This window comes from Bartonella grahamii ATCC 700132, assembly GCF_000518085.1.
Classification (GTDB): domain Bacteria; phylum Pseudomonadota; class Alphaproteobacteria; order Rhizobiales; family Rhizobiaceae; genus Bartonella; species Bartonella grahamii.
The window spans coordinates 106,796-125,578 of the sequence record NZ_JACX01000004.1 but is presented as its reverse complement, the minus strand read 5'-3'; the positions used below and the strand labels follow the sequence as shown (position 1 = coordinate 125,578).

The 18,783-nt window shown below is 37.3% G+C and carries 13 protein-coding genes and 2 pseudogenes; 1 reads left to right on the top strand and 14 read right to left on the bottom strand.

Annotated elements, in window-relative coordinates:
* Window positions 1-70: 70 nt before the first annotated feature.
* The 7 genes and pseudogenes from U736_RS0101935 to U736_RS0101890 form a co-directional block, all read right to left on the bottom strand.
* The gene (locus U736_RS0101935; RefSeq protein ID WP_012754665.1) at window positions 71-1,819 is read right to left on the bottom strand and encodes an outer membrane protein; all 1,749 of its coding nucleotides are present in this window, start codon (window positions 1,817-1,819) and stop codon (window positions 71-73) included.
* A gap of 180 nt (window positions 1,820-1,999) precedes the next feature.
* Window positions 2,000-2,164, bottom strand: a complete 165-nt coding sequence (locus U736_RS12115) for a hypothetical protein (protein ID WP_174888839.1) — start codon at window positions 2,162-2,164, stop codon at window positions 2,000-2,002.
* Window positions 2,165-3,256: 1,092 nt separating this feature from the next.
* On the bottom strand, window positions 3,257-4,147 hold the full coding sequence (locus U736_RS0101920) for an outer membrane protein (protein WP_012754664.1): 891 nt from the start codon (window positions 4,145-4,147) through the stop codon (window positions 3,257-3,259).
* 183 nt (window positions 4,148-4,330) lie between these two features.
* Window positions 4,331-5,166, bottom strand: a pseudogene (locus tag U736_RS13120) (outer membrane protein).
* Between the two features lie 342 nt (window positions 5,167-5,508).
* Window positions 5,509-6,345 (bottom strand): porin, encoded by an 837-nt coding sequence (locus U736_RS0101910; RefSeq protein ID WP_026500218.1) that lies wholly within the window; start codon window positions 6,343-6,345, stop codon window positions 5,509-5,511.
* A gap of 324 nt (window positions 6,346-6,669) precedes the next feature.
* Window positions 6,670-7,503 (bottom strand): outer membrane protein, encoded by an 834-nt coding sequence (locus U736_RS0101905; protein ID WP_012754662.1) that lies wholly within the window; start codon window positions 7,501-7,503, stop codon window positions 6,670-6,672.
* Between the two features lie 1,902 nt (window positions 7,504-9,405).
* Window positions 9,406-9,735 carry a hypothetical protein gene (locus U736_RS0101890; protein WP_012754661.1) on the bottom strand — a complete coding sequence of 110 codons (330 nt, stop codon included), beginning with the start codon at window positions 9,733-9,735 and terminating at the stop codon, window positions 9,406-9,408.
* A 735-nt stretch (window positions 9,736-10,470) separates the two neighbouring features.
* On the opposite strand from U736_RS0101890, the pseudogene U736_RS12655 reads away from it, so the two are divergent.
* Window positions 10,471-10,927 (top strand): annotated as a pseudogene (locus tag U736_RS12655) (integrase); the annotation flags it as partial.
* A gap of 249 nt (window positions 10,928-11,176) precedes the next feature.
* Here the strand turns inward: U736_RS12655 and U736_RS0101875 are convergent.
* The 7 genes from U736_RS0101875 to pstB form a co-directional block, all read right to left on the bottom strand.
* The gene (locus U736_RS0101875) at window positions 11,177-11,797 is read right to left on the bottom strand and encodes a ribonuclease D (protein WP_012754660.1); all 621 of its coding nucleotides are present in this window, start codon (window positions 11,795-11,797) and stop codon (window positions 11,177-11,179) included.
* Window positions 11,790-13,184, bottom strand: coding sequence for a M20/M25/M40 family metallo-hydrolase (locus tag U736_RS0101870; protein WP_012754659.1), 1,395 nt, complete (start codon window positions 13,182-13,184; stop codon window positions 11,790-11,792). The genes U736_RS0101875 and U736_RS0101870 overlap by 8 nt, the downstream gene beginning before the upstream one ends.
* Window positions 13,185-13,267: 83 nt before the next feature.
* A complete protein-coding gene (gene mutM / locus U736_RS0101865; RefSeq protein WP_012754658.1) occupies window positions 13,268-14,143 on the bottom strand; it encodes a bifunctional DNA-formamidopyrimidine glycosylase/DNA-(apurinic or apyrimidinic site) lyase in 876 nt (291 codons plus the stop codon).
* 271 nt (window positions 14,144-14,414) lie between these two features.
* On the bottom strand, window positions 14,415-15,662 hold the full coding sequence (locus U736_RS0101860) for an aminopeptidase (protein WP_026500216.1): 1,248 nt from the start codon (window positions 15,660-15,662) through the stop codon (window positions 14,415-14,417).
* A gap of 174 nt (window positions 15,663-15,836) precedes the next feature.
* On the bottom strand, window positions 15,837-16,673 hold the full coding sequence (locus U736_RS0101850) for a cell wall hydrolase (protein ID WP_012754656.1): 837 nt from the start codon (window positions 16,671-16,673) through the stop codon (window positions 15,837-15,839).
* 596 nt (window positions 16,674-17,269) lie between these two features.
* Window positions 17,270-17,992, bottom strand: coding sequence for a phosphate signaling complex protein PhoU (gene phoU / locus U736_RS0101845; RefSeq protein WP_012754655.1), 723 nt, complete (start codon window positions 17,990-17,992; stop codon window positions 17,270-17,272).
* Window positions 17,993-18,013: 21 nt separating this feature from the next.
* On the bottom strand, window positions 18,014-18,772 hold the full coding sequence (gene pstB / locus U736_RS0101840; protein WP_012754654.1) for a phosphate ABC transporter ATP-binding protein PstB: 759 nt from the start codon (window positions 18,770-18,772) through the stop codon (window positions 18,014-18,016).
* Window positions 18,773-18,783 lie beyond the last annotated feature (11 nt).

Sequence of the window (18,783 nt, the reverse complement as noted above, 5' to 3'; positions counted from 1 at the left end):
AAAAGTGATCTTTTAAAAAATAAAGGCTCCACTGACAGTGGAGCCTTTTAGAAATTTACTCTTTAAAAAATTAGAATTTATAAGCTACACCAACACGGAAATCATTGGTTTTGTAGTTAACTTCAAATTTTTCCTTTGCAAATTTCTTTTTGCCAAAATCAGAGTAACGGTATTCTGCACGTACAATCACATTATCCAGCACCGAGAAATCAACGCCACCACCAAGTGTGTAACCAATCATGGTTTTTGTTTCATCAGCTAAGTTCTTAGAAGAAACGACTCTTCCATCCTCATCCTTAACGGATATTGATATAGTGTCTTGGAACTGCCCATAAGCAATACCACCAGCAAGATAAGGCATAAAACGATCAGCAGCAAAACCAATACGTACCCGTGTAGCACCACCCCAATTTTGTTTGAAAGTATGATTTAAAGTTTCAACTTCATCCTCTTGATCAAGACCAAGTTCAGAAGCCACCCTTTTCATTTGTTCTATACCATATACACTGGAATTGTTCTTATCCACCGCTTGTGTACTTTGTGCACCGTGTCCAGCCATATTCTGTCCACCATGAGAACGAGAAGCATGTGGATTAGCACCATGCGCATGAGCGCCAGAGCCATGCCCACCTCCATGAGATGCACCATGCGGATTAGCATCACTTCCGCTACCATGGGCACCATGATGAGCTCCGTTTTGGGCTCCGCTTGTTCCATTGGAAGCTTTTGCTGGTTCAGAGGATGATCCTGATCTCGCGAGTACAAGTGGTGCGCTCGGTACTGTTTTTTCTGCTGTTGATGGTTGTGATGCTGATTGTACCGATGTAGGCGCTTTTGCTGCTGGCTGTACTGCTGGTGCGGTTACGCTAGATTTTACCAGTGTAGGTTGTACTTGTGCGGACTCTACTGATACAGTAGCTGATCGCGATGCTGACTGCACAGATGGTTGTGATCTACCTACCCCACCTAACGATGCCCCTCCTGTATCTGATCTTCCCAATGAGGACGATGATGGCTGCCCTGCTGCTCCTGCCCCTGCGCCAATAGCTGTTGGTTTAGGTGTAACTGGATTTGATCCATTTCCCCCTACTACTACCAATGGCTGTCTTGTATCTGATCTTGCCAATGATCCCGACGATTCTTGCACTGATCTTCCCTCTGTCTGTGAGGAGGTTTGTTTAGATGTAACAGCTTGTGTTTTGCCCTCTGCTGACGTTGGCGTTCCTCTTACTTCTGATGATTTTGTCACTTGTTTGGAGGATTCTGTTCCTGACGCAGGGCTTGCTGCAGGTGTTCCTGCACCTGCAGATCCTCCTGAAGCGGCTTTTGGTGCTGGTGCCGGTGTTCCTGTTGCTACTTGTGGGGCTGGAGGGGTTGGAGACGTTTGTGGTTTTGTGGATCTGCGGGATCTTACGACTGCATTTTCTACTGTAGTGTTATCAGCTGCACCTATGGTAATTGTCTTTGTGTGTTTTTTACCAGATATCATTAAATCCGTATCGACACCAAAAATAAAGTTATCACCGAGATCAATATTAGAACCTGCATAAAAACCACCTACAAAACCTGAAAGTTTAGGAGAGAACTCTTTATCTAGTGGCAAATTCTTTTCTTGATCAACAAGAGCCATATCAGATTTGCTCGAAAAACCACCAGCTTGGACACCTAAATAAAGACCTGTCCATGAAAAAGTAGGCGCAACAATGGCAGAAGATGTCGATGGTGCTGGTTGATGAGGAATCATAACATCAGCAGCTAGCGCTGTAGACGTTGAAATTAAAGAAAAAATAGATGCTGTTATTAAACGTTTTGTATTCATAAAATCTCTCCAAATATCCAAAATGAAATGTATATAGAGCATCTTTTTTGAAAGGTCTGTAGCAAAAATAACACACTCACAAAAAAATAAAGCTTCTTAAACTTTTAATTTTGCATTCAATGAAAATTTGTAAACTAAATCACACTAGAATTATGTGTCTTAAAGTTGGATTCATTTTCATTAAATTTTTGCATAACTGTTAATGATAATATTCTTTATAAATTTCTTTTTACCGAAATCTGAATAACCGTATTCTGCATGTAATAAACTATCATCTGTTATTGCAAAATCAATGCCTGTGCAAACAGTGAAATCAAATGTTGCCTTTTTTAAACCAAGCGCCATCAAAGTTTCATCTATTTATCAGCATGATCTACTTTTGGTGCTTTAGCGATAGTATTTTGTATCTAAAATTAAGAAAAACAAAGGACTTATTCAAACACTCACAAAAAAAACTTTTAGATTCTTTGCATAAACATCTTCATCCTGACACATTAGTTTGATTTATAAGAATAATTTATTGTTTTCATGTTGAATAAAAAAACTAATACTTTAGGATTCTATCATTTAAAACCTGTTCCATGTTTTATTAATCAAAACCATATCTCTCGATAGCGGAAACAGTCTGCGGATAAAAACATTAAAAGAATTTTAAATGCCTCTTATGAACGCTTTTAACAGCCAAGGTCTGTCCACAACATTGGTGGCTGGCAAAGTTGTATGATGATGCTAGCTGGCTCTTTTGATTAAGAGTGTAAAGATAGTGGTGCTCTATAGACTTTATATTATTTCATTGGGAGGTTTTACCGTCTTATATCACTCACGGATACTGACATGAAGTGGGCTTGATGTACTTGGAAAAATATTTCTTTAAAACAAATGTGTGAATACACAACAACAAGTGTATTCCGTTTGGGGCGTTCTGTTAAGACAATGCGTCATCTTCATTTTCATTATTTAGAAGACATTGCTCTAAATACTTTTGAAAATCGTAAAGCTAAATTAAAAGAAAATGGTAAAGTTGGAAACTGGTTTCTATCTTTACATCTTCATATTCTTCCCCAATGAAACTGTATTTCCCAAAGCTTACTCCAACAGATATACACAATACGCTCGCTCTAATCTGGCATATGCAGAATAAAGTTAGTCACTGGTTATGATCTTTTCCTATTTCTGAGATTAATTGAATACTTTTCCTTATGCGTAAAATGATAGCCGTGATATAAGATTTTATGTAATCAGTAGCTATAAAATCCATATATACCACCAATTAGCCCTCTATAATATAAAACTTTTTTCTTTAAAGTCTTATAGCACAAAATGATACAAGTAAAAATAGAAGGGATTAAGAGATATAGAATAGAGAGCTAATAAAATAAAGGCCCCGTTAAACGAGGCCTTAGTATTTTTTATGCTTCTAATTTCATTTTTACGAAATCAGAATTTGTAAGCGACACCTACACGGAAGTCATTGGTTTTGTAATTGAATTCACGTGTGTCGTTTGCGAATTTCTTTTTACCAAAATCGGAGTAACGGTATTCTGCACGTAAAAGAACGTTGTCTGTCATTGCAAAGTCAACTCCACCACCAATAGTGAAACCAAGCATTGTCTTCGTGTCATCAGCCCAAGTACCACCAGTCAAATCTATGCTTTGCTTAGCTCCTGCTTCTGGCACAATTTCATCCCCGCCAGCTTTCTGCTCAACTTTAGCTCTCTCTCCTTTTCCTGCAACGGATTGAATGCCCTGTACCTGCGCATAGGCAATACCACCAGCAACATAAGGCATAATACGGTCAACAGCAGCAAAACCGATACGGACACGTGTCGCACCAGACCATTTTTCTTTGTAACTGTGCGTTTCTGTTACCTTGTCATCTTTTTGAAACTGTTGCTGATCTTTTAATTCAACCTTAGCTTTTTCAAGGGCAGCATTAAAATCTGCTGCATTTTTTTCAGTAAGCGTCAATTCACGGGCTTTTTTTGATTCTTCACGATCTGCCCAAACTGCATCGGTTTCAACACCGAGAATGAGACCATTTCCGAGGTCTACGTTAGACCCTGCATAAATGCCACCCATGAAACCAGAAGGACTAGGTATGTTATCTTTTTTGAAAAGTTCTCTCTCTTCTCCTGGAATAGTTACTTTAGTTTTACTCGAAAAGTTGCCAACTTGACCACCAAGATAAAAACCCGTCCAAGAAAACGAAGGGGCTGCTGCGATAACTGCTGGTGCGACTTCATGAGGGATCATCACATCAGCAGCTTGTGCTGCAGAAGCTGAAATTAAAGTGGCAACAGACGTTGCTATTAAATATTTTGTATTCATAATTTTGCTCCTAAATTAACTATAAAATGACCTTACAAGATTATAGATAGAAAAGCTGTAGTAAAAATGTCACAGTCATACAAATAAAAACCCAGAAAAACAGCGCTTTTTTCAAAGTCAAGATCTCTTGAAAATTTAATTTTTTATTAATACTTTTTATTCATAATCGCACTTTTGATTAAATTAAACCTTGTAAGCGACACCTATATGAAAGTCGTTGGTTTTGTAGCCTAGTTTAAGGTAATCCTTTTTAAATTCCTTCTTACCAAAGTCTGAGTAGCAGTATTCCGCACGAAGCAGAATATGATTTGTCATCGAAAAATCTATACCACCACCAAGGGTGAAACCCACCATCGCTTTTGTTTTATGAAATACCGTAGCAGAAACTGCTTTACTCGGTTTACCATTTGCCGACTTTTTTGTTTCTGAAACTTTACCAACACTTTGTATTTGCGCATAAGCAATACCACCAGTAACATAAGGCATAATGCGGTCAGCGACGAAAAAGCCTACACGAACCCGTGTTTCACCAGACCTTTTTTCTTTAAAACCAATGTGCTACACTACTGTATCACCCTTTTGAAACTTTTCATCTTCATCCAATGTAACACCAGCATCTTCAAATTCATCATTAACATCATTAAATTTATTAATCGCAAGAATCTTTGAAACCGTCTTCGTCTCTCCTCGGTCCGCCCAGACTGCATCGGTTTCAACACCTAGAATGAGGACATTTCCAAGATCTATGTTGGAACCTAAATAAATACAACCGATGAAACCTGAAGGCTTAGGTAGTCCACCTTTATGAAGTTTTTTCTTTTGTCTCTAAATCAAATACATCAACTTTGACTTAAAAAGTTGCTAACTTGACCACCAAGATAAAAATCTATCCAAGAAAACGAAAGGGCTGTGATAACTGCTGGGATTGTTTCACGAAGAATAATAATGTCTGCAGCTTATGTCGTAAACGCTCCAGCCATAGCGATAATAGACGGTTTGACTAAAGATTTTGTATTCATAAACTTTATTTCTTATTTATTTACGAGCACGGTGTTATACGACTACAGAAAAAACGCTGTAGTAATAAAATGATACAATCATAGGAAACGAAAGATGACGGAAGATAAAATCATTTCATAACTTCACTTCGTACGAGAAATTGTAAGTTACAAGTACGTATAACTTATTGATTTTATGTCATAATTCTTATCTGTCGTTTATAAAAATCTTTTTAATAAAATCTGAATAATATCTTTTACTTCCCTAATAAATATAGGGTATGTGATAATATAACAACAGAAAATAATAGAGGCCCTGTCTTTGACAGAGCCTCTTGGAAATTTATTTCGTTTTTTATGAAATTAGAATTTGTATGCAACACCAACACGGAAATCATTGGTTTTGTAAGCTATTTTATCCTCATCCTTTACAAATGCTTTTTTACCAAAGTCTGAGTAACGGTATTCTGCACGCAACAGAACATTGTCTGTCATTGCAAAGTCAACACCACCACCTACAGTGAAACCAACCATTGTTTTTGATTGATCAAACATTTTAGCAGAAGCGATTTCGGCACCATCAGCTCCTTCCGCCTTAAGGGAATTAACCACTTGCAGCTGCGTATAAGCAATACCACCCGCGAAATAAGGCAAAATGCGGTCAACTGCTGCAAAACCGATACGAACGCGTGTTGCACCAGACCACTTTTCTTTTATAGAGGTGCCCTCTACACGTTTGCCATCCTTCGTGACATTATCAATATTTTTTCCTGAAGCAAATGTAGCTTCAGCAGCTGTAAGCTTATTTTTGAAAGCAGCAAGGCCAGTTTCTCCAATAACTGCTGAATGCGTTTTTGAATCTTCGCGATCTGCCCAGACTGCATCGGTTTCAACACCTAGAATGAGACCATTACCAAGATCTACGTTGGAACCTACATAAATACCACCCATGAAACCGGAAGGCTTAGGTGTCCAGTCTTTATCTGTAATTTTCTTTTTTGTTTCTGAATCAAATTCATCAACTTTACCTGAAAAGTTACCAACTTGACCACCGATATAAAAGCCTGTCCAAGAAAATGAAGGGGCTGCTGAGATGACTGCTGGGGCTGTTTCACGAGGGATGATAACATCAGCAGCTTGTGCTGCAGAAGCTGCTGCCATAGCGATAACAGAAGTTGTTACTAAAGATTTTATATTCATAAACTTTGCTCCTAATTTATTTATGAGCACAGTGCTACAAGATTACAGAAAGAAAAGCTGTAGTAAAAATGATACAGTCACAGAAAATGGAGGGCACATCCAAGACAAAACCACTTTATAGCTTCGTTTTGTACGAGAAATTACAAACTGTATATATAAATAACTTATTGATTTTTAAATGTAATTGTTGTTTATTTTTTATGATTTTTTTAAGAAAATCTGAATAATATCTTTCCACATCCATAATAAATTATGTATTGTGTGATAATATAGCAACAGAGGCGCTGTCAAAGACAGCGCCTCTGTTATTTAACTTATCATCTGTTAAAATTTGTAAGCAACACCAACACGGAAATCATTGGTTTTGTAAGATGTCTCATATTTATCATTTGAGAATTTCTTTTTACCAAAATCAGAGTAACGATATTCCGCACGGACAATAACGTTATTGGTCATTGCTAAATCAACACCAGCACCCAGAGTGTAACCAACAAGGGTCTTTGTTTCATCAGACAAGGTACCAGAAGCTATTACTTTATCTGAATCTTTGCCTGTTATTGAAATCGATGCAGTATCTTGAAGCTGCGTATAGGCGATACCACCAGCAACATAAGGCATAATGCGTTCAGCTGCAAAACCAATACGTACACGTGTCGCACCAGCCCACTTTTCTTTAAAAGTGAAACTGTGGGTTCGTTTAGCACCAGCTTCAAGCGCATCTTTACCAATATTAATTCCAGATTCTGTTAATATCTTCTTAATATAATTTATGTGATCTGGAAGAATAACATATGTGTTTCCTGTCTTCGTGTCATCTTTATTAGACCACATGATATCTGTATCAACACCTAGAATAAGGCCATTGCCGAGATCAACGTTGGAACCTGCGTAAAGACCACCCATGAAACCAGATAGTTTAGGCAAAAGGTCATCAGGCGCTGGAATCTTTTTTCCGTTACTGAGAATATCCATTTTCGTTTTACCCGAAAAACCACCAAGTTGCCCACCAAGGTAGAAACCTGTCCAAGAAAAAGTTGGAGCAACAATAACGGGAGCAACAGGTGTTGGACTTGGGGGAACAATAACATCTGCTGCTTGCGCCGCTGAAACTGAAACAAAAGCGAAAGCAGAAGCTGTTATTAACCATTTCATATTCATATTTTCTCTCCATAGCTGAATATTTATTTGAACACATCATTTCATATAGAGCCCAAACTTCAGATATCTGTAGCAAAAATGATACACTCATAAAAAAAACAAAAAGCCAATGAAAGCATCCTGAATTGCTTGATCTCTTAATAAATAAGAATTGAACTATGCCAATGCACAAATGATTTTCTCTTGTCACATTTGCTCTTCTTTATAAATTTTTCAAAAATATCTGCGTTCTCACCGTGGAAAGCATGTGCTCTTGTCTAATGAAAAATTATCCTTTTATATTAAATTCAAATGCTCTCATCTTAAACCATTGTATATTCAAGCAACAAAAATCATCCCTCTATACATTACAAACGAGCAAGTATGTGAAACCGTTAAAAAACTAAAAATGTCACTTATTAATGTTTTCAATATCAAGAACAGTCAAATGCAATCGTTCTATTTAAATTTATACAAATAATGTTTTTACCTTCATCCTTAGCATGACAAAATGTGAAGTCTATGTATTTGTTTTTTTTCATAAAAAGGATACTTATATCATACATAAACTTGTATCACACATAAACAAGACTTCCAATAATCCACGGATTGAAACAAGATCACATGCAACTTGCCTGCTCTTTGTTTTTACTTTAGGCATTTATTGTTTTTAAATATTTACCATTTTTTGCTTATCTCAACCTCATAGAAAGTCTTTTTCAGGGTTTCAGTCTTATTTGTAGGCTATCTATTTCATACTCTTTTATAAACTAAACTGTAAAAAATGCCTCAAGACAGGCAACTGGTATGATAAATGCTGACATCTATATTAAAACTCTCCCTAAAGCAAAAAAGATGAGAGATCTTTCTTAAAGTGTTCACACCAAACTTTGCTTTGAAAGTCATTAATTGAGCAAACAATTTGGCAGAAAAAATATCTGATATTGCATCATAGATAAATAAAAAATATTTTTAAATATAAGTCGAATAATAGATTGATTATAAACATAATTCATTATTTCGCATATTGAATAAGAAACCCGAATATCGTAAGATTCTCTCATTCCAAACTGGTAGCATGTTGCAATCACTCAAAACCATTTGATTGCATGTTACAAGCAGGAAAAGCCGTGTGGATAAAAACTGTACAAGATAAGGACTAAAAATGCCTCTTATGAATCGTCTCACATACCAGAGGCTGTCACAGCATTGAGAGCTAGCAAAGTGTGTGATGAATGCCGTCTTGCCCCCTTCATAAGTATAAAGATAGTGGTACTCAATGGGTTTACCATTATACCCTTCATAAATGGCGTCGCGAAATGGGCTTGAGAGCATTGAGAAATGTTTCTTTAAAACAAGCGCACGTAGGTATGCAACTCAATGGCGTTTTATTCTTTGAAACACACTAAGATCAAAAGTTTAACATTAAAATAAATACTTGGCTTTCTTCTCGATTTGGACGAAGCGTCCTATCAGACCCTATCTTCCAATAGTCCAGATTTTTGTCGAGTGGGTTTCTTTTAGCTTCCCATTCATGTAATTCACTTAACCAAAGATTCCCTATAGACAAGTCCTTCATTAATCCCGCCACGTACTCTAAAAACACTTATCAAGGCGTTTTACATGCCTTATATAATCACACTTAAAATGACGATATTTACGGCATAACAAAATAACTCAAAATCTCTAGGCTATATTCATCTAAACCCATGAATTTTGTAATGACTGATTGCTATTATACTGTGTTATTCGTTCACTGAAATCTTCCTGCTCGTATCTTTTCCGAACAATCCTCTTCATTCTCACCATGCACAATCATAACACCCTTTAAACAAATAGCTCCCCCCCTGTTTTCAGGTGATAATATCTCCTTTTTCAATTCTCGAACATACGTTACACCTCTCAATGTTGTTTTCTCACTTTTTAAAAACTCATTGGACTTCGTGTAAATAGGTTTGGCCGTCCTCTTTTCCCTGGTCCTTTTTTAGGATTATATCCTCTTTTTTTACCAGAATGTGACACAGGTACTAACTTAGCTGCTGTTATGTATTCACTGTTATTTGTGCAAGAAAGTTCTATTTGAAAAACTTCATATAAGACCTTGCGAAGCTGTTCACTAGAAAAAAGACCTATTGGAGGAACAGCCGAAGATGCTCTCTGTATAAGGTTTTGAGACGCTAAAAAACTCGCCCCCTGAGCGATAGAAATTGAAGCAAAAGTAGCAAAAGCTGTAATAAAATATTTTATGTTCATAAATTTAACCTCATCAAATATCCATAATGGATTTTACCTAGTGCCTTCATTGCAAATTTCTAGAGAAAAATAATATGTTTATAGATAAAAAGTGAAAATCCTTACAAATAAAGCTTTGGAGCCCTTTTAATTTTAAAATAAAAGCAAATTGCCCTACTCTACCAACATAGAAATCACTTATTGAGTAATAAACAAAGGCACGAAGTATCGTCTGAAAATAATAAACTATACGAGCCTCACATAAACATATTGATTTATAAATATAATTTATATTTCCTCACACAAAATGAGCGCCTCGAATATCAGAATATTCTCTCATTCCAAACTTGTTCATTATACATTAAGCAAATTTATTCGCTTCCACATCATAAATGACGTTTGTATATGGATAAAACTCTTGAAAACAGGGGGATTCTTACGAATCTGTTTAAATGCAAAAGCTATTGCAACGTTTTGACTTAGTAAAAAGCACTCTTGCTGACTTGTTTCTAGCACACTTTTCTAGGAGTTGCTCTTTGCATTGTTCAATACAATCGTAGTTATCTGTATACATTAATCATATAATATATTGATTTATAATGATAGTTTAGCGTTATTCATATTGAATAAAAACCCTGAATACCGTAAGATTCTCTCATCCAAATCTTTTTCATGTTGAATCTATCAAAACCATTTGATTGCATGTTACAAGTGGGGAGAGGCGTATAAACAAAAAACACTGAAAAAAGACTAAAAATGCCTCTTATAAACCGTCTTAAGTGCCAAGGGACACACAAATATTGGGAGCTGGCAAATTGTGTGATGGTAGCGGCTTGTTACTCCATAAGCGTAAAGATGGAAGTGCTCAACGAATTTTATATCATATTTCGGGGCTTTATTGTTATACCACTCATAAGCGCCGCCGTGAAGTGGGCTTGGGGGCTGGTTTCTTTAAAAAAAAGCACATGAATTAGCGATACAAATATATTCCGTTTAAGGCGTTCTGTTTTACATGAAGAACGTAAATCCATTAAAAACGTGAGAAACAAAAGCGTGAGGCAATGCGTAATCTCTATTATTTAACAGACATTGCTTTAGATACTTTTGAAAGTCGTAAAGCAGAATTAAAAATGATGGTAAAAATGAGATTTTGTTTTTATATTTACGCCTTCATATTCTCCCCCAATTAGGCTGTATACTGGTTTCAGAGATTTAAGTCTTCCAACCTACCATATGTTTCCAAACTCTCCTCAAAATTTCTTTTTTCAAATAAAAGCTGTTACAAAAATAAAAAATATGAATTCGCAAAAATACTTTGATTACCTAAACTTCAAATGAAATAGCACTTAAGAATTTATTATAACTCTTATCAGAAAAGAGGAGAGGATAAAATGCCCATAATGTACAAGCATTTTGTCCTCTCACATCAATAATTAACTCCTTTTAAAAACCAATTTTAAAGTTAGCTATGCGCAAAAATATCCACTTCCGCCCATCCTAAAAGGTCAAGCTTAGCTCTCATAGGCAAAAATTGAAAACACGCCTTGGCAACACTTTCCCGCTCTTCACGTCTTAAACGTTCTTCAAATATAACTTTTAAACGATGCAAATATAACACATCCGACGCAGCATATTCAATTTGTGCCTGTGATAACGTTTCTGCCGCCCAATCCGAAGATTGTTGCTGTTTAGAAATATTCACATTCAGCAATTCATTACAAATTTCTTTCAAGCCATGACGATCCGTATAAGTACGCGTGAGTTTCGAAGCAATCTTTGTACAAAAAATAGCCTCTGGCATAACACCAAATGTATGCGCTAAAATCGCAAGATCAAAACGCCCAAAATGGAATATTTTGATGACTGCGTTATCTCCAAGAAGCTTGACCAAATTAGGTGCACTCTTTTGTCCTTTAGAAATCTGTATAACGTCAGCAGTACCATCTCCAGAAGAAAGCTGAACAACACATAAACGATCACGATGTGGTTGTAACCCTAAAGTTTCGGTATCAATCGCAATGGCATCAGTTTTATAATTGTCTAAGTTTGGTAAATCACCTTGATGAACACGAATCTCAGCCATTTACCCTCCTACTTGCTAAAGCTGCAAGAATACGCGCCCAAGACCGCTGCCCCTTATGAAACGATTTTAAATTATACTTTTCATTAGGAGAATGAATACGGTCATCAGCCAGTCCAAAACCAACCAAAAGAGTCTCCATACCAAGAATTGACCGAAAATCTGCTACAATTGGGATCGAGCCCCCCATGGCTGTCAAGACAGCAGGCACTTCCCACTCTTGTGATAAGGCATCCTTCGCCTCCTTGATAAAAGATGAATCATCAGAAATCTGAAGTGCCGGAGAAGAACCATGATTCTTAAATTCAACCTTACAATCAGCAGGAATTGAGCTACGTACATAATCACGCAACGCTTGGCGTATTTTCTCTGGATCTTGCTTATGCACCAAACGACACGATACTTTTGCACTCGCTTGAGAAGCAATAACCGTTTTCATCCCTTCCCCTTCATAGCCGCCACTAATACCATTAATTTCCATGGTAGGACGTGCCCATACAAGCTCTAAAATGCTCCGCCCTTTTTCACCAACAGGAGTAGAAAGACCTATAGGACCAAGAAAATTTTCAGCAGTACAATTAAGCGCATTCCATGATTTTAAAATATGGGGAGGTGTTTCTTCTACGCCATCATAAAAACCAGGAAGCGTCACCTTATTATTTTCATCGTGAAGTCCTGCTAAAATTTTCGTTAAAATACGAATGGGATTAGCTGCTACTCCTCCAAAATAACCAGAATGCAAATCACGATTCGCTGCTGTAATAATCATCTCTTCTGCCATAATTCCCCGAAGAGAAAGAGCAATAGATGGTGTATCCGCATCCCACATTGACGTGTCACAAACCAATGCATAATCTGCCTTAAGTTCATCTTTATTTTCTTTTAAAAAAGGAATAAGGGAAGGAGAAGCACATTCTTCCTCACCTTCACATAAAACAGTAACTTTAACAGGAAGATGCCCTGTTTCTTTCTTAAATGCACGACATGCTTCAATAAAAGTCATCAACTGACCTTTGTCATCTGAAGCTCCACGAGCACAAATAACTTTCTCTCCATCTCTCTCTTTTAAAGAAGGTGTAAATGGATCATCCTCCCATAAACTCAAAGGATCAACAGGTTGAACATCATAATGTCCGTAAAACAACACATGCAAACAATCATCCGAAGGTCCTGGATGATGCCCAACAACCATTGGATGACCCGGTGTATCACGGCGTGAAGCCTCAAAACCGATGCTTTTTAAATCCTCTACTAACCAATCAGCTGCTTTACGACATGCATCCTTGTAAGCCGAGTCTGTAGAAATCGATTGAAAACGTAAAAGAGAAAAAAGGCGTTCAAGGCTCTTTTCTATATTTCCATCAAGATGTGTTAGTACTTTATTCAGCATAAAAAAACCTCTCAAGCCTTGTGTAATTATATTATAGATACGACGACTTTAAGCCTCTTGTAAGATTTTGCAAGACACCTTATTCATTTTTGGCATTGTGAGCAGTAAAAACTTGAACGTCCAGCCTGTAAAATACGCACAATAGGCGTTCCACATTCCAAACATTGCTTACCTTCTCGTCCATAAACTGAAAAAGCATGTTGAAAATAACCAAGTGAACCATCTATATGCATATAATCACGTAAAGAAGAGCCACCAGACAAAATGGCTTCAGAAATCACATTGCGTATATTTTGTGCTAAAGAATCTGCAAATTCACATGCACGTGCCGTTTTTGATGCCAATGTAAATGCACCACGTTGTGGCGACAAACGACTCCGCCAAAGTGCTTCACAAACATAAATATTCCCAAGACCTGCAACAATAGACTGATCAAGTAAAACGCTCTTGAGAGACATTTTTTTATTAACAAAAGCCTTTTGTAAATAACGACCAGAAAACGAATTACTCATAGGTTCAAGCCCTAGCTTATTTAAAAGTGGATGTTCATAAAGCTTGTCCGTATTGACTAAAAGCATAAATCCAAAGCGACGCACATCATTATAAATAAGATGATAAACTTCACCATCCCTTGTTTGAATATCCATGACAAAATGATCATGCTTAATCAATTTACTTGTCGTTGAAAAAACTGTTCTTAAAAGATCATTCTCTATACGCCATGAACCAGACATTCCTAAATGGCTTAAAATCGTTTCATCCTGAGAAAGATGAAATAATAAATATTTCGCACGCCGACCAAGTTCTATAATTGTTCTGCCAATAAGGCGCTCAGAAAAAGCCTCAGGAAAAGGAAAGCGCAAATCTCTACGATTAAGTCTGACAGATACTATCTTTGCATCAGTTACAACAGGCTCAAGTCCACGACGAACTGTCTCTACTTCAGGAAGTTCAGGCATCTCTCTTCTTTAATAATTATACACGTTCCAATTGTATCACCAATAAATTGACTCCTTTTCCCCCCTCAAAGAACGAAGGTTTCCTCTACATCTGCTCTATAAGAAACAAATTTTTGATGAGTGGATTTCTCTTGGCGTCCTACTCATATGAGTCACTTAACTAAAGGCTTTATAGCCAAGCCCTGCCTTGAATATTCACCAGACACTCTAAAATACTTAACGTATCAATGAGGCTTACATCCCACTCCACATCGAATGCGGCATAACAGGATTAAGCCCATTCACCCTTACGAAACACAGGAACTCTTACACCATCTTGGGTAATGCCATCTATATCAATTTCGCCAGAACCAATCATCCAGTCAATATGAATGACACTTTTATTACCACCACGTGCTGCAATCTCTTCTGACGTCAAAGATGCCCCATCTAAAAAGCATTTGGAGTAACATTGCCCTAAAGCAATATGACATGCAGCATTTTCATCAAATAAGGTATTATAAAAAAGGAGGTCACTCTTAGAAATTGGTGAAGAATGGGGCACAAGAGCAACTTCGCCCAATCGGCTTGCACCCTCATCACTTTGCAAAACCTGTTGCAAAACTTCCTGACCCGTTGATGCACGAGACTCAACAATACGCCCTGCTTCAAAACGTACTTCAATATTATCAACCAGTGTTCCTTGATAGGAAAGTGGTTTCGTCGAACGAACAAAACCTTCAACCTTATGAGCATGAGGAGTCGTGAAAACTTCTTCTGTCGGAATATTCGGATTGCAAATAACACCATTTTGAGCAACGGATGCACCACCATGCCATTCATGATCATCTGCCAAACCAACAGTTAAATCAGTCCCTGGACCTGTAAAGTGTAAGGCAAAGAAACGCTGCTCATTAAGCCAAGATGATCGTTTCTTTAAATTCTCGTTATGGACAACCCACGCATGTACTGGATCTTCTTCTGTAACACGTGAAGCAGAAAAAATTGCATCGGCTAATTTTTTAATCGCCTCATTCAGTGGTAAAGAAGGAAACATTGCCTCAGCCCATCCTGCTGTTGGATAAGCAACAATTGACCAATTTATAGAAAAATTCGATATTTTTTTGAGAGCAGGCTGGTAAGCTAGTGAAGTCGCCTTATTCAAACGCGCAACCTTATCAAAATCTTGATTGGAAAGGAGCAAAGGATTATCACCAACAATTGCTAAACGCGCTGCCCCATTTTCAAAAGCCTTCGCCATTCCCTCATAAAGCCAAGAAGGGGCACAATCAAAACTAGCTGTATGGGCATTTTCAAAACGTGTAAGCGATAACATATCATCACTAAAAATTGGTGTAATGACACTAGCACCAACCTTATAAGCATGATATGCAATACGCCGAACAAAAGGTAATGCTGAAACTGGAGCAGTCAAAACAAGATCCTGCCCCTCTTGTAAATTCAACCCCACTTTTACTGTAATTTCTGCAAGACGATTAAGCATTTCAGGCGAAATTGTCTCATGAATATCAAAGTACATTACCAATACCCTTCTTTAAATAAAATGCGTTCTTTACGTCGTCATATTATAAATCGTTTTTTAGATCCTTTGAGTTTACTTTCTCTACGTATATTGATGCGTGTCATTATCGCTAAAGGATCACTTAATTTATAAACCGCAATGGGGGTATAACCCTTCTTTTGTCGTGAAAACTTACCAGTTTCTGTGTCGTTTTTCTAACATTGCAACAATTGCATTTAACTGATCTGATGAAGGCAAAGTCATAATCGTTTTATTTTCCTCTTTCCTAGCTAGATGTTGAGGTGCGTAGGCAGGAATAGGAACTTTATCAAGCTGTACCATAGCAAAATGCGCAGGATGTGCCGTTTTGGACTGTGCTACTTCTATCGAAGGAGATGCACTTTTCTCTACCTTTACTCCCCTACTTTCTGTGCCTTCATCTATAAAGCTTGGCGCATGACCAGAACGTTCTTGAGCAAAAGCATAAGCAACATCATAAGGGCGATTATTTGTAGGAACTTGAAGTTCCCCATTACGTGATCGTTTTTCATAAAAAGCATTTCCCCCTGCAACCTGAACATAATGCATGTTTTTATACGGAAAAGACAAACCAGCGGTATGAAAAAACTTAGCGTGTTTAACTTTCTTATCTCGTTCACCCCGTAAAACAGCATCAGCCGCCTCTCTTACACGAGCAACAGATGCTTTCTCCGTCATAGGACGCGTTAAAACACCAGGAGCAAACTGCTTATATTGACCAACAACACCACAAATCGTCTTAGGATAGGCGGTTGAATTAACACGATTCATAACAACCGTCCCAACGGCAATCATTCCTTCACGGCTTGTGCGATTTGATTCAAAATACATCGCTCGCATAAGACATTGACGCTCTGTCAATGGATAAGTAACTGTTTTTGTCTTATTGTTATTTACTTTTCCAGTATCTAAACGATTTGAAGCACACCCCACAACAACTAACGGCGCTACACAACAGGTAACAAAAACATTCCAACGATTTTTTTTCATCTTATGCAACACATTCCTATAATCTCTGAGCTATTCAAATTTTGAAATGAGCTTTAAATGTATCTCTTAATAAAGTACATAGCCGATTGTTACCACTCAGTAAAATTTTAATACAAGAGGTAATAAAAAAATATCTATGCAAAATAAAAAATAAAAAACTCTTAATTTACAGATCAATATTGTTATTCTTCATGGTCCAATATAGGCCATAATAACCCACACGTTTCAATTACAATAAAGCAACACTATCACTTCTTCTACATCCGAAAAAATTTGGATACCAAAACTCTTTGCATCGATATTGAAAAAAATAATACAGATATCCCCTTTAATATAAAAACATAAAATTTTAACAAAATGATCTGGAAGAAAATTCCCCTAGAAAACTCCCCTCCGGCCATAATACGAGTGATGATATCATCCAATATACAAATATGTCAAACCAAGAGTTAGCAATCTGCCATGCTTCTCTGAAAAAACTCTTTGTTGCTTCTTTGTACTTTTCCATAATATGGCTATCTTATTCTTTCTATAGCCGCACTGTAAGAAAATACTCATAGTATCTACAAACTTATCTTATACATATAAGAAAAATTTTAATCTATTTTCTTCTCACCTACCCCAACTTTATAAGTAAGGTCATCGCGAGGACGATCAGAAGACATATGGTAACCCGTTATGATATAATGCAGCATTTCAGCAATATTCGTAACATGATCACCAATTCGTTCAATATTCTTTAAACAAAACAGCAAGTGTGTACAAACCGTAATATTGCGCATATCTTCCATCATATATGTCAAAAGTTCACGAAAAAGAGAAGTATACAAAGCATCAATCTTCTCATCACGCTCACGCACAGCGTCAACACGCTCTAATAGGCGACTCGTATAAGCATTTAAGACTTCTTTTAATTGATTGAGTGCTAAAGCTGTAATTGTTTCAAGCCCATGATAAACAGAAGCAGATTGACGTATTTCTGAAAGTGCAACTGTCCTTTTAGCAATGTTTTTAGCCATATCCCCAATCCGCTCAAGATCAGAAGAAATACGAATGGCTCCAATAATTTCACGCAAATCAACAGCCATCGGTTGGCGTTTGCAAATAATAGCAACCGCTTTTTCATCAATGTCACGTTCTGCTTCATCTAAAAACACATCATCGGCAATCACTGTCGTTGCAAGTTGAAGATCACTACACACAACCGATGCGACAGAACGTTCAATCATCCTTTCTGCATGGCTCCCCATTTCTGTAATCCTTGCTTTTAAATATTTTAGTTCTGCATCATAAGAACGGACAGTATGGTTCATAGACATATCTTACACTCCTCAATTCACCTATCCAAAACGCCCCGTAATATAATCTTGCGTCCGTTGCTCTTTTGGTGAGGTAAAGATCATTTCAGTCGCACCAACTTCTACCAAATGCCCTAAATGAAACATAGCCGTATATTGAGAAACACGTGCAGCCTGTTGCATAGAATGCGTTACGATAACAATTGTATAATTTTGCCGTAATGCATCGATAAGCTCTTCAATCCGTGCCGTCGCAATGGGATCAAGAGCTGAACAGGGCTCATCCATCAAAATAACTTCAGGACTAACCGCAATAGCACGTGCAATACACAAACGCTGTTGTTGTCCCCCTGATAAACTTGTTCCAAGATCATGAAGACGGTCTTTTACTTCTTCAAATAAACCTGCCTGCCTCAAACTCTTTTCAACTATATCATGCAATTCAGAGCGCGTTTTAACTAAACCATGAATGCGTGGACCATACGCAACATTTTCAAATATAGATTTTGGAAAAGGACTAGGCTTTTGAAAAACCATTCCAACACGAGCGCGCAATTCTACAACATCAATCCTCTGGTCATAAATATTTTCCCCATCTAAAGTAATAAGACCGGTTGTTCTAGCGCCTTCAATCGTATCATTCATACGGTTAAAACAACGCAAAAAAGTCGACTTTCCGCATCCTGATGGACCAATCAAAGCTGTTACTTGATGTTCAGGAATATCAAGTGTAATACCGTGGAGTGCTTCTTTGTCTCCATAAGAAACCTTCACATCCTGACCTCGCATTTTAATCTTCATTACAAAAATTC

What these genes read in the sequence shown, in the direction of transcription:
- U736_RS0101875 (WP_012754660.1), bottom strand. Translation starts at nt 11,797, where the DNA reads ATGGCTGAGATTCGTGTTCATCAAGGTGATTTACCAAACTTAGACAAT.
- U736_RS0101870 (WP_012754659.1), bottom strand. Translation starts at nt 13,184, where the DNA reads ATGCTGAATAAAGTACTAACACATCTTGATGGAAATATAGAAAAGAGC.
- pstB (WP_012754654.1), bottom strand. Translation starts at nt 18,772, where the DNA reads ATGAAGATTAAAATGCGAGGTCAGGATGTGAAGGTTTCTTATGGAGAC.
- mutM (WP_012754658.1), bottom strand. Translation starts at nt 14,143, where the DNA reads ATGCCTGAACTTCCTGAAGTAGAGACAGTTCGTCGTGGACTTGAGCCT.
- U736_RS0101920 (WP_012754664.1), bottom strand. Translation starts at nt 4,147, where the DNA reads ATGAATACAAAATATTTAATAGCAACGTCTGTTGCCACTTTAATTTCA.
- U736_RS0101910 (WP_026500218.1), bottom strand. Translation starts at nt 6,345, where the DNA reads ATGAATATAAAATCTTTAGTAACAACTTCTGTTATCGCTATGGCAGCA.
- U736_RS0101850 (WP_012754656.1), bottom strand. Translation starts at nt 16,673, where the DNA reads ATGAAAAAAAATCGTTGGAATGTTTTTGTTACCTGTTGTGTAGCGCCG.
- U736_RS0101890 (WP_012754661.1), bottom strand. Translation starts at nt 9,735, where the DNA reads ATGAACATAAAATATTTTATTACAGCTTTTGCTACTTTTGCTTCAATT.
- phoU (WP_012754655.1), bottom strand. Translation starts at nt 17,992, where the DNA reads ATGTCTATGAACCATACTGTCCGTTCTTATGATGCAGAACTAAAATAT.
- U736_RS0101905 (WP_012754662.1), bottom strand. Translation starts at nt 7,503, where the DNA reads ATGAATATGAAATGGTTAATAACAGCTTCTGCTTTCGCTTTTGTTTCA.
- U736_RS0101935 (WP_012754665.1), bottom strand. Translation starts at nt 1,819, where the DNA reads ATGAATACAAAACGTTTAATAACAGCATCTATTTTTTCTTTAATTTCA.
- U736_RS12115 (WP_174888839.1), bottom strand. Translation starts at nt 2,164, where the DNA reads ATGGCGCTTGGTTTAAAAAAGGCAACATTTGATTTCACTGTTTGCACA.
- U736_RS0101860 (WP_026500216.1), bottom strand. Translation starts at nt 15,662, where the DNA reads ATGTACTTTGATATTCATGAGACAATTTCGCCTGAAATGCTTAATCGT.